9 protein-coding genes are annotated in these 12,591 nt (G+C 33.2%); 8 read left to right on the forward strand and 1 reads right to left on the reverse strand.

From position 1 onward, the window contains the following. Positions 1 to 28: 28 nt before the first annotated feature. Positions 29 to 2,542, reverse strand: a complete 2,514-nt coding sequence (locus HM986_RS12460; RefSeq protein ID WP_179335424.1) for a leucine-rich repeat domain-containing protein — start codon at positions 2,540 to 2,542, stop codon at positions 29 to 31. A gap of 221 nt (positions 2,543 to 2,763) precedes the next feature. Between HM986_RS12460 and HM986_RS12465 the strand changes: the two genes are divergently transcribed. The 8 genes from HM986_RS12465 to HM986_RS12500 all read left to right on the forward strand — a co-directional run bounded on the left by HM986_RS12465 (position 2,764) and on the right by HM986_RS12500 (position 12,557). Further along, positions 2,764 to 7,767, forward strand: a complete 5,004-nt coding sequence (locus HM986_RS12465; RefSeq protein WP_179335425.1) for a DUF4132 domain-containing protein — start codon at positions 2,764 to 2,766, stop codon at positions 7,765 to 7,767. Positions 7,768 to 7,881: 114 nt separating this feature from the next. After that, positions 7,882 to 8,295 carry a hypothetical protein gene (locus HM986_RS12470; RefSeq protein WP_179335426.1) on the forward strand — a complete coding sequence of 138 codons (414 nt, stop codon included), beginning with the start codon at positions 7,882 to 7,884 and terminating at the stop codon, positions 8,293 to 8,295. A 9-nt stretch (positions 8,296 to 8,304) separates the two neighbouring features. Then, positions 8,305 to 8,619 carry a hypothetical protein gene (locus HM986_RS12475; RefSeq protein ID WP_179335427.1) on the forward strand — a complete coding sequence of 105 codons (315 nt, stop codon included), beginning with the start codon at positions 8,305 to 8,307 and terminating at the stop codon, positions 8,617 to 8,619. 77 nt (positions 8,620 to 8,696) lie between these two features. After that, complete coding sequence (locus HM986_RS12480) at positions 8,697 to 9,212, forward strand: GNAT family N-acetyltransferase (protein ID WP_179335428.1); 516 nt, start codon at positions 8,697 to 8,699, stop codon at positions 9,210 to 9,212. Between the two features lie 279 nt (positions 9,213 to 9,491). Next, entirely contained in the window at positions 9,492 to 10,112 is a 621-nt protein-coding gene (locus HM986_RS12485; RefSeq protein ID WP_179335430.1) for a hypothetical protein, read from the forward strand. A gap of 95 nt (positions 10,113 to 10,207) precedes the next feature. Continuing rightward, a complete protein-coding gene (locus HM986_RS12490; RefSeq protein ID WP_179335431.1) occupies positions 10,208 to 10,909 on the forward strand; it encodes a hypothetical protein in 702 nt (233 codons plus the stop codon). A gap of 196 nt (positions 10,910 to 11,105) precedes the next feature. Continuing rightward, positions 11,106 to 11,720, forward strand: coding sequence for a DUF1444 family protein (locus HM986_RS12495; RefSeq protein ID WP_179335432.1), 615 nt, complete (start codon positions 11,106 to 11,108; stop codon positions 11,718 to 11,720). A 213-nt stretch (positions 11,721 to 11,933) separates the two neighbouring features. Beyond that, positions 11,934 to 12,557, forward strand: coding sequence for a hypothetical protein (locus tag HM986_RS12500; protein ID WP_179335433.1), 624 nt, complete (start codon positions 11,934 to 11,936; stop codon positions 12,555 to 12,557). Positions 12,558 to 12,591: the final 34 nt, after the last annotated feature.

Raw genomic sequence — 12,591 nt, forward strand, 5'->3', positions numbered from 1 at the left:
ATCGTTAATTTTTAGGGTATAAATTTCTTTAACAGTACAGATTATATTTTTCATATCTGTTATCAAAATCCTCTTTTAAGATTTTATTTTTAGCTAATGCGTAAAATTTAGAGGATTTCATATTGTTTCCATTAAATTTTGAATACCTGTAAATTAAATCCTCTAAATTCAGATTCTTAAATTTATCAGATACTTGTTCTGTAAAATCACAGCTTCTAATGCTCATTATTTTTAATTGGGTTAATTCGGCTAATTCTTCAGGTAATGGGGAATACTTAAAGTTTTCTATACCTAAAACTCGTAAGGATTTCATTCTGCCTATCCATTTTGGGATTTGTCTTTTAGTTAAAAATCCATCAATAAAAAAGGTATCTAAATTTAAGTCCGAAATGGTCTCTGGGTAGGTTTCAAGATCTTGACTAATGCCTTCTAACCAAAGAAATTTAAGCGTTTTCCAATGCGATGCCGTAACCATAGCATTGTAACCAAAATTGTCACACGATAAAACTTTAAAAAGTTCTATGTTGGGCACTGTTAAGTTTTCTATAGACTGTATATCATCGCTATAAAATAATTTTAGCGTTTTTAGTTTATTTAAAGTAACCTTAGGAAGATCTACAAGGCCTACACAATCGTAAATTTCTAAAAACTCTAGATGAGGCGTATGCTCTAATAATAATTTAATAACATTAGTGTTACCATTAAAATTTTTAATAGTCAAGTTCTTTAAATTATGATGCGTATAAGCGGTTAAACCATTGTTTTGTTCGGCATTATCTTTATTAAAATCAATGGTTAGTGTTTGTAAATTACAAAGTGCTTTTAATGCCTTATCTAAGCCTTTTACATTACTATTAAATATAAAATCTTTAAAGCTTTCAGGGGCTTTAAAAGTATCAAAATCTAAAGTCTCATTTTTAACACTATTTACATCGTCTAACTTTATTTTTTTAGCACGTATTACTGAATAAAACTTTTGTAATGCGGTAATAGGTGTATCTGTTACTTTTATATGATTTACCTCAAAATTTTCAATACCCGGCTCAATGACTTTTATATCTGTAATGGTAAGACTGTCTGTCTTTATAGGTAAATAATCTGTATTTAAAACAAGTGCTTTTGCACTGTGCACTTTTAAGGTTTGCAAATGTTCTATTCTAGAAAATGACTGAGGAAAATTAGCAACATCAGCGTTCGTTATTTCAGCATCAGCTCCATTATATATACCATAAATAAAAACGTCTTCTAGCTTTTTACATTCGTGAATACCCTCTAAAACCCATTCTAAATGATGTGCTAACTTATACTTAAGGTTTTTAAGTTTTTTAAATGCAGAAAGCGTATGCGCACTTCTTCTTTGTGGTGCATCACAAGTAATTTCTATCTCTTTTAAATTAGTAAAAGACAAGGCATTATCTAATACAAAACTAAGAAGCTCTGGATTGGTAAAAACGATTCTTTTTAGCTTAGTTACAGGGGTTACTCCATAAGGCATAAACTCTGTATACAAACCTAGTAAACGTTTAATATTTGCTCCAAAAATAAAAGCAGCAGGAACTTTTTTTAATTTAGATAAATGAATAACTTCTAAAACCTCTAAGGTTTTAAATTCACTAACAGATGCAGGAAAGTGTTCTAGCTCCCTCATACCACTTAGCCTTAATGTTTTTAGTTTTGGTAAGTGACCAACTGTTTCGGGTAAAGCGGTTAGATTTTCTAACCTAAAAAGCTCTAATTTTTTTAATCTTGCCGGAAGCTCAACATCAGAGAGGTCTTGTACCGCAAAAGAACCTATTTTTAAATGCTTTAAACTTGTTAGTTCTTTAAGCCAAGTAAAGTTAACTATGTTAGGGTTAGGCTCGTCATTACCAAAAGGAAAACTTCCTCTAAACTCCAACTTTTTAAGTGTTTTTAGTTTTGTTATTCCTACGGGAACCCATACCAAATTAGGTGCTGCTAGTATAAACTCTTTTAAGTTAACTAATCGTTCTAGTTCTTCTGGTATGTATTTATAATCAATGTCAAGCTCAAGTTTCTCTAATGAAGTAAGTTGCGTTATTTTGTTTACAACGTTACTAAAACCTTCTTTCTGTCTAGAGGTGCTAATTGTTAATTCTTTAATACCATTAAACTGACTTAAAAGACGTGGTGTTTCTATGAAAAGTTCAATAACTTCTTTACTTCTATATTCAAGCGAAAGCGTTAAACGCTTACAAACAAGTGTGTATAGTTTACAAAGGTCTAAATCTTCTGAAAGTACGCCGTACTCTAATATAGCAATCAGTTTCTTGTTAAAAGATTGAGAATCTTGTATTGTCGTTATTTTTTTTCGACTCTTAAAGGCGAGTTGTAAAGCTTCTGGTGCCTGTTTTTTTATGATATTGGCACATTCGGTTCTAATCTGCTTGTTTTTAGTAGATTTAGCAAGCACAAAAATCTCATAATAAAAATTTTCAGGATAATTTTTACATTCTTTAATTTTTTCAAAAGATGCTTCGTCTTCATAAAAGTTGAAACCAAATTCGTGTTTAGCAAGTATCATAAGGGCAGTTTAATTTTATGTTACAAACCTATTTTAAAACACGGTGTTATTTGTCACTGTATTCTGTGATATTTAAAACGTTAAAAAAAGTCCCTTATAAAAATCACTAAATACCGTGAGTTTAAACAAACGGATTTCTTTTACCTTGCCATCAGTAATTCAGTTTGTTTAGAAAAGGACAAATTATTGTTAATGACCATAGTTAAAAACATTTAAGAGATATGATCCCTATAGAAGATGCTAGAAAACACTTGGAGCAATACAAAAAACCAGCGGTAGACCGGTTTGAATTTCGTGCGTATTCTGAGCCCTACCGTGTTTTAGCAAAAGTGCTGGCTAGTATAGAAAAAGACAAACGCGTCTATTATAATCAGTATGATTTTATTGAGGCCTTCGAAGATCCTTTCAATATAAATCCTTGGACTACACCAGAAGGGATGCGTTTAGGGATGCAATTATATGGTGTTATTCAAGCGCCATACTTAGCAGCAATGTGGGATTTTATAAACACCTTACCGTATCAAGATTCTTATAACAGGCAAGCCTTTAGATCGCGAGTTGGAGAAGATGTATTGCACAAAAAAATAGTAAGTTTTAGAGCATTTCTGAATTCCAGCAGAATGGGATTTGGTGGCTTATCTTTAGTAGAACATTTTCAATACAACACGTATTTTTCTGGGAACCAAGACCTTTTTCTAGCCATCGTTTTACACAATGCAGAAAGTGCGTTTGATGCCTTGCTAGACGATATTATTCAAGGAGAAGATGAGATTGGTGGCGTGAGTTCAGATATTATCAAAGCGTTGTTGTATTCTGAAGAGGAGAAACATTGGGAAATGGTTGCCAAATTGCTACTCGCCGCACAACGTCAAGAAGGTTTACGCCAAACCATAATAGAAGCTTTAGATAGCTGCAGCCTTGGTGCGTTTAAGTATATGTTAAAGGTTATTATAGATAATGACTTAGCACGTTTTAGTAGTGTGACTAGAGCGGTTTGTACCTGGTTTGATTTAAACTGGGAGACGCCAAAAAAAGCGCTTATTAATCGCATATTAACGCTTGCACAATCTTTAATTTTCGATTTAAAAGAGGTGGATACCTATTTAAAAAGCAAAGATAATATAGAAGTGCTAGTAGGGCTTTGGGCCATTGGTATTTTAGATGTAGATACCGCCAATAGAAAAGCATTAGACATTGTATTTGAGAACGAAGACCGAAATAAAAAGATACTCGCGCTGTATTTTATGAGTCAAACCGATAAAACAAACGATGCGCTAGTACCTTATTTTATAGAACATATTGGAAAAGATTACGCCTTAGACCATTGGATGGCGGTAAACTTACCAGAAACATCTTTAGATGATACCACCTTTGAAAAACTACTTACTGTCGCTAAAAATGCTTCAGAAAAAGGAAAGGTTTACGAAAGTAAAATATTCTCGTGGTGGAGTTTTATCCCAGGGTCAGATTATTTCTTCAATTTTATAATGAATAGTGCTACAGAAACACAATTAGAATTAATGGCACCTGATTTTGAAGACTTTCCTTCAGAATTTAGAGAGGCTTATTTTAGAAAGGTATTCCCTAAAAACTATAGCTATTCGTTATACTACAACAAAGAACAAATAAAGCACAAAGTAGAATTAAAATACGATAAGAATTCTTGGAAAAGAGCTTTAGCAAGACGTGCCATTTACAACAGGAACGAACTGGTAATGGCTACGGGATTAAGCCTGTTCTTTAAAATGCACTTGTATGATACCGAGTTAGAGATTATTGAAGATTTATTAAGGCGAAAAAGTAAAATGTTACGGACTTCGTTAATACAGTTATTAATAAACTTACCTGTAGATACTTTACGCAATAGCACCACTAATTTAATTCAGGCTAAAAACATTGAACAACGTATAGCCGCTTTAGAAATTTTAACAATTTTACACGATAACAACAGACAGTCTAATTTTACAGAAGCGCAAATAGCGCTTTATAAACAGCGACCTAAAATCACTAAAAACGAGCAAGTTTATCTCGATAAATTTTCTGACAACACCGAAGAATATAATTACAGTAACGGATTTGGTGCTGTAGATTATGATAATTTATCACCACTTTACATCCCACAATCGCATTTTAAAACAAAGACCAATATTTTTGATAAACTAGGAATCACCACTTCAGAAGCTTCTGGGTTCAAATTCAAAGATTTTATTGATGTAAAGAAAATTGTGACTCAAGTCAATCAGTTAATTAATTTGGTTACAGAACATCGCAATCACGAATACCAGATGTTAGCCTATGATGGTGAAATGCACACCACGTATCTTAATAAAGGGGTTCACGATATGAAAGAGTTAGGTGAAGATGCCACAGCTTTAGAGCAACTGCATAACTTACCACTAGCCGACATTTGGATTACTTGGTACGAGAAAAGCAAGCTTAACGATTTTGAAATGTATTCGGTTATTCGCTATATCAATAATAGAGAAGCGCCTTTTGGAGCCTACACGATTCTTCAGCCTTATTTACAGCAATATTACCCAGATTTGTCTGGTTTAAACTTAGGAGAAGCACAAAGTTATTATTCAAAATCTAAAACCTACAACAAAATTTTAAAGCGTTTGTTTAGAGCTTTCGCAGATGATAAAATGGTGGGTGATTTTAAGTTTAAGCTGTATGAAGATATGATTGCTAATTTTCCTGAAAAATTCAAACTCACCCAATTTCAAGAGAAAAGTAGCTATTACAGTACCGTAACTTATAATTGGACAACCATAGTACAAGCAAATACACCTAATTTTGGTTCAAATAATCTAGAGCAACTCACCAAAGAGCAACTGTATAAATATTGGGCAATTCAAATGTATTTATCGGCTCAAAATATGGAACATCCTAGTGAGGCCACTACCATTAAAGTGCTTACAGAAGAAAATATAAACAAGAAAAGCTTAAAGTTTCCAGAAGTAGAAGTTACTCTAAAATTATACAGAGAAGGTTTAATAAATGATGACGATTTATTATTCCAATCGCTGAACAATCATTCTATAATGAGCATTATGGATGGTGGTTTCAATTACAGAATGAATTTTAAAAAAGGATTAGAACGTAATAGCATCCCTAAACACGTTTTTCTACCTTTAAAAACTAACCTTTTAGAAACGGAATTAGAGCGTGGTGATTTAGCAACACCAGCTTCTGGGTATATTAGTAGCATTCACCGTGTAGAAGGTGTAGATTATGTCTTTCGCATCTTAGAACGTTTAGGAAAAGATACGTTTGAGCGTGGTTATAGTTATTATGGCGATAGTAAAAAATCAAAATTCAGTACTATTCTTAAACGAACCGCCTTTAAAGATACAGAATCTTATGCCGATTTTGCCAAACTAGCCGATGCTTCTAAAGTAAGTAAAAAACGCTTAATTGAGTTAGCGTGTTACTCCACGCAATGGGCCAATGTTGTAGGGGAATATTTAAAAATTGAAAATCTAGAAAATGCCGTTTGGTGGTTTCAAGCACACGCTTCAGAATATATGAATAGCGAAAAAGAAACCATTATCGCGCGTTATTCTAACATTCCTAAAAACGATTTTGCACTTGGTGCCATAGATATTGATTGGTTTAATAAAGTGTATAAAAATTTAGGAAAAACCAATTGGAGACTACTTCACGATGCCGCCAAATATATTACCGATGGAAACGGACATAGACAAGTAAAACTTTATTCTAGCGTAATGCTTGGTGAAGTAAAAATCACCGAAACGCTTAAGAAGATTAAAGACAAACGCGATAAAGATTATGTGCGTGCTTTAGGCTTAATTCCGTTAAGTAAAACCGTACCAGAAAAAGATTTATTAAAACGTTACAATATATTGCAAACCTTTTTAAAAGAAAGCAAACAATTTGGTGCACAACGTCAGGAAAGTGAAGCTACCGCTGTAGAGATTGCATTAGATAACTTATCTCGTAATGCCGGTTATAAAGACCGTGTACGTTTTAGTTGGGCAATGGAAGCCAAAGCCACACAAGCCATTATGGAAAATGCGGTAGTCACCATAGACGACACGGTTATAGAACTTGGTATTACAGACTTAGGCAAAACCACGATTAAAGTGACCAAAGCCGGTAAAATTTTAAAAAATATACCAGCAAAACTACGTAAAGACAAGCAAGTGGTAGCTTTAAAAGAAAGTAAAAACTACCTATCTAAACAATATAGTAGAACGCGTCTATCGCTTGAAAATGCAATGGTTAATGAAGATGAATTTCCGGCTAAAGAAATTCACGAGTTAATGCAACACCCTATTGTAAAAGCCATGTTGCAAAACTTAGTATTATACGTGCCAGAAAAAGAAATTTTAGGATTTTACAATAATGGCGCCTTGGTAGATACCGATGGTAAAGTACAAGCATTGGCAGAAGACGATGGGTTACTTATTGCACACGCTTCTCATTTATACCAATCGGTTGCTTGGGACTTGTATCAAAAATATGTGTTTGCAGAGCGCATTACACAACCCTTTAAACAAATTTTTAGAGAGTTGTATTTAATCACGAATGACGAGCGCGAGCATAGCAACAGATCTGAGCGTTACCAAGGGCATCAAATTCAGCCTAAAAAAACAGTTGCTTTATTACGTGGTCGAGGTTGGACGGTGAGTATGGAAGACGGCTTGCAAAAAGTATATCACAAACAAGGTTTTATTGCTACGATATATGCGATGGCAGATTGGTTTTCACCGTCAGATGTAGAGGCGCCAACCTTAGAAGTGATTCAATTTCATTCTATAGACAGCTATAAAAACATTCCACTTACAGAGATTCCGCCAGTAATTTTTAGCGAAATTATGCGCGATATAGACTTGGTGGTTAGCGTAGCACACGTTGGTGGTGTAGATCCAGAAGCCAGCCATAGTACGATGGAAATGCGCGGTGCCTTAGCCGAAGCTTCTGCTCAATTATTCAAGCTTAAAAACATCACGGTTAAGGAGCGTCATATCTTTATAAAAGGAACTTTAGGCGAATATAGCATTCATTTAGGAAGTGGTCAGGTGAGCAAAAACGGACTCTCCTTATCCATCATTCCGGTGCACAGTCAGCATCGCGGACGTATGTTCTTGCCTTTCGTAGACGAAGACCCAAAATCGGCAGAAATTATTTCTAAAATGAAACTACTGTCAGAAGATAATAAAATCCAAGATCCAACCATTTTGGCACAAATTAATAGTTAAAAATAATATTAGGGCGTTACCTCGCTTAGGCGAGGTCGGGCTTTCTGTTGCAAGTCCTCGTGCTTACGCACTGTGGGCTTTCCACGGCAATCCCTAACGCAAAATCCGTAAACCATGGAACTGACATTACAACTAAAAAGACTCGGGAAGAAAAAAGTAAAAGAAGTCCCTTTTACACTAGAGGAAAACCCTAAAAATCTAGAAGATTTATTAATTGGTTGTGTTAAAAATCAAGTGGACGCTTATAATAAAAAACGCACCGAAGTAAATATTATCGGGTTTTTAAGTCCAGCCGAAATTCAAGACAAAGTTCAAACAGGTAAAGTCGATTTTGGAGATATTACCAATACCGAGTTAGCAAAGCATCAGCAAGCCATAGACAATGTGTTGTTAGCTTTTAAAGACGGATTATTTGTTGTTTTTGTAGACCATGATGAAATTACCGATTTAAAAGCACCGATAGAACTGACTTCAGAAAGTGTGATTGCCTTTATCAGGCTTACATTTTTAGTCGGCACCTATTGGTAAATTGTATTTATGGAATCCCTTCAACACGACTTAGCAAAACAAATCACGAATTACCATTCTGTTTGGTCTAGATTATTAGCCAATACCAATTTTGGAAATTATGCCTCTAGTCTTTGGAACGTAACATTAAAAGCCAAAAATGTTTCTGTAAACGTCAATAAAAAGACTTTTACATTCCATAATGCCAATTTTGAATTTGATGTGGAAGTCGGTCTGTCGTTTGGAGATGATAATACCATGTTTTCAAAACAAGTTTCCGGACATGGCACATTTCAATTTGTGGACGCTAAAATTATTCAACTTCAAACATTAATTCTTAACTAAAATTTAGAGTTTCAGTATTTATAAATACTATAATTTCGCAAAAAAACAAGTTCCAATTAAAAAGTAAAAGTATTTAAATGGTTGACATTATAAAAGCAAATGCGGAGCACTCTGAATTAATTGCAAAACTAGCACAACAGACCTTTTCAGAATCTCATGGGCATAGCGCTTCTAAAGAGGATATAAATAACTTCATTTTAAGAACTTACAATACCGAAGCCATTCGTAAAGAATTTGAAAATAAACAGATAGATTATCATCTCATCTATTATAATGAAACTATAGCTGGGTTTTCAAAAATAGAATTGCAATGTCCTAATATTAATATAAGCGATAAAAATATTACCAAATTAGACCGCATCTATCTTTTAGAAGCCTTTCAAGGCAAAAAATTGGGTGTAAAATTGCTCAATTTTAATATTGCTCTATCTAAAAAACAGCACCAAAACGGAATTTGGTTAGTCGTTTGGACAAAAAACCAAAAGGCGATAAATTTTTATTCAAAAATGGGCTTTGAGATTGCTGGATCTTACGATTTTCAAATTTCTGAAACACATTCTAATCCCAATCATGTGCTGTATTTAGAATATTAATTTTTAGTATACACTACCCTAGTTTTCTATTACAAAAAGGTGTTCTTATGCTAAAGCTTACCTTTTTTTACACCCTAAAATAACATTTGCATACTTCTTTAAGTGAATCATTACATTTAAGAGTTGCAAAAATAGTGATGTATGTTTTTTTGTAAACAAAGAAGATCGTCTTATTAATCAGGTTTAGTTCTACGAGTTTTTATATCACAGAATACAGTGATGAAACCTATCACATACGCTTATACATTTGTATTAAATTAATTACACATCACTATACTTATGACAGATCAAGAAAAAAAACAATATTTAGCAGAAATAGACCAAGATGTACAAAAAGCTGTAGATGGAGAATATAAACTTTATCCTGTACTACAACCAGCAAGTTGGCCAGGTGTTAAAAATGGAGCACTCTATAATGTAGAAGTTCTTGAAGATAATGATGATGATAAAATTCCTTTAGTTGTTAAATCTTATGCCGTAGAAACGCCAAATGGTTTGGTATATCTATCAAAGAAACATAAAGATTTTTTTGGAAACAGAAACTTATATCAAGAAGCTAGCGACAACTTAGACGAGCTTGAACAAGGATTTAATTTTGAAAAAGAATTTGATAATAAAGTGTTGAGTTCAAATGGAACTCGATTTTCTAATGAAAGAGCTCTTAGTTATACACAGATGCGTATGGCTCATGATTTTTTAGAGTCAGAAGAATTATTTGTATCTATACCTAGACGTGGTAATATCCTTATTATTCCTAAAGATTCGGACAAAGAGCTGTTAGATATGTTTTTATACGTACATAGACACAATTGGAACGATAAAACTAACCATAATGCGCATATCGCTAATATACTTTTATACATAAAAAGTGGTAATAGAGAAGGAATCGTATATCTATAAATCTAAACGTTATGTTGTAAATTTGGCAACATCTTTTATTCATAATAGATAATGATATCAAGGGCTTCAATTCAAAACATTGAAACAATAAAACAATGAAAAGTGCAGGTCTTAAAACGACAACGCGTAATTACTCAAAAGAAATAAGTGACAAGAATTCGTTCTTTGTCATCAATGTTTTTGGAGCTCCACTCTATGAAAAACCTTCATTAAATTCAAAACTGATAAAACGCATTGCAGTTGGAGAAAAAATTGTTGCAGAGCACATTATTGAAACAAAACAATCCATACACATTGGTGAAGGCTTTCAACTTCAGGGGGATTTTATTAAAGTAAAAAATCAAGTCTGTTCTGGATTTATTCATAGTTCAGACTTAACAATATTTAGACCTCAATTAGAGTCTATTTACAATGGTATCGTTATTCCTGATTTTAAAGGAAAAATGATACATAAAACTACAGATAAGAGAATTGAAACATGTAACGACAAGTCATTTGAAATTAAAGAAGAGATAATAACCTATGACCATCAAATTCATACCTATACAGATTTTGATGATTGTTTTGAGAATACCTACCTATATAAACATATGACATTAGATGAAGTCTATCATCAATTGCCTGTTCATAATCCTAAAATTGATGTCACTTCAAAAGGAAATTTTATACTCATGCCTGAATTTATTGAAAAGAAACACAACAAATACATATTTAAAGGCATAGGTATAACACGTAATATCGCAATTATTAAAAATCAAGACGGTCTGTTTTTAATATCATCACTAGACTGTCCGTAAAGAACTTCAGTTTAAAACAGGCTAATCATCACAAATAACAAAGGTGTTCTTATCAATAAGATCACCTTTTCTTTTTTAATGAAAAAGTAAAAAATCACTGTTTAGACAAACTATTGTATTTCAAAATAGCTGAATACCGTGATTAAAAAACTGAGATGTATCTCTAATTTTGAAATAAATAAAAACATATAAAATTATGAGTAATACCATTTACGGGCCAGAAAAAACACCTGAAGAAATAGCAAAAATAGTAGAACAAACAGAAAATGGCGATCAAAAAATCTATCCTATTTTAAAACCTGGAGACTGGGTTGGACTAAAAGCTGGAGCTTTAAGTTCTACTTTAATTCCTTCCGAAGACGGCGCTGAAGTCGTTATTGGTTACGGTATGGATACGCCAGACAACTTTGTGTTTTTAACCAAACAGCATCTCGAAACTATGGATGCCAAGCAAATTACTCAAGAAGCGTTCACTAATTTAGAAAACTATAACACCGATTTCGAATTTGTTGGAGCGTTGAACAATAAAGCCTTAGCTTCTAGTGGAAATGACTTTTCTAGTGAACGCATTCTTTCTAAAACACACATGCAGAAAGCCCACACCATGTTAGAAGCGGAAGAGTTATTAGTGTCTATCCCTAGACGCACCTGCATGATGGTCATCTCAAGACAAGCAGATGAAGAAACCATAAATAAATTTGCATACCTACACAATCATACTTGGAATGATGATAGCTTTGGTAATGCACCTATTACTAACGCTCTTTTTATTATAAAAGGTGGTGATATTGTAGGGCATATCCCATTGTAATACAATCAACAAAACCTCATAACTAACCGTATTTTTAAACTAGTTAAAACCAATAAAGGCATTCTAACGTTAAAGAATGTCTTTATTTTTTTATGCCTTAAGCTATTTAAGTAAGTATTACAGATAATTCATAAAATTTGCAAATGGCTGAATACAGTGATAAAATTCTTTACGGGCTTCGATAATTTTGTCATAAATAATAAAACAAATAACATGAAAATTAATACACTTAATAGAAAAGAAAATTTAGCAGAGATTAAAACCATCGTAGAAAAAGCAAGCCAAGGAGAATATAAAGTTTATCCTATTGTAAAAGCTGGAACTTGGGAAGGCCTAGATGGTGAAATTCTACAAACCACAGCAATAAAAGGTGATAATGAAGAGGATCCTTCTAAAATTGTTGCTGTATATGGTATAGACACACCAGATGGTTTTGTGTACTTAACGATGGCCGATTTAGAAATTTATGATGGAACAACACTACTTAATGACGCGTATCAAAACTTAGACGATCTAGAATCTACTTTAGAATATACCGAAGCGTTAGACAATAAGGCACTTATTTCTATTGATACGTATTTTGCTAGCGAACGCGTCTTTAGCAAAGTAGAAATGACAAAAGCTCACGCTATGCTAGATTCAGAAGATTTATTTGTGTCTACATCCAAATATGGTGAACTAATGATTATTTCACAACACGCAGATAAAGAGACTAAAGATAAGTTTGCTTACCTACATAAGTACAATTGGAATGATGATGAAAATCCTAACGAACGTATCGCAGACCTTGTGTATTCAGTAACAAACTGTGACATTGTAGGACATATTCCTCTATAATTTTCAGAATAAAATAAAGACATAGTTACCGGTG

This window comes from Winogradskyella costae (genome assembly GCF_013403865.1).
In the GTDB taxonomy this organism is placed as follows: Bacteria; Bacteroidota; Bacteroidia; order Flavobacteriales; family Flavobacteriaceae; genus Winogradskyella; species Winogradskyella costae.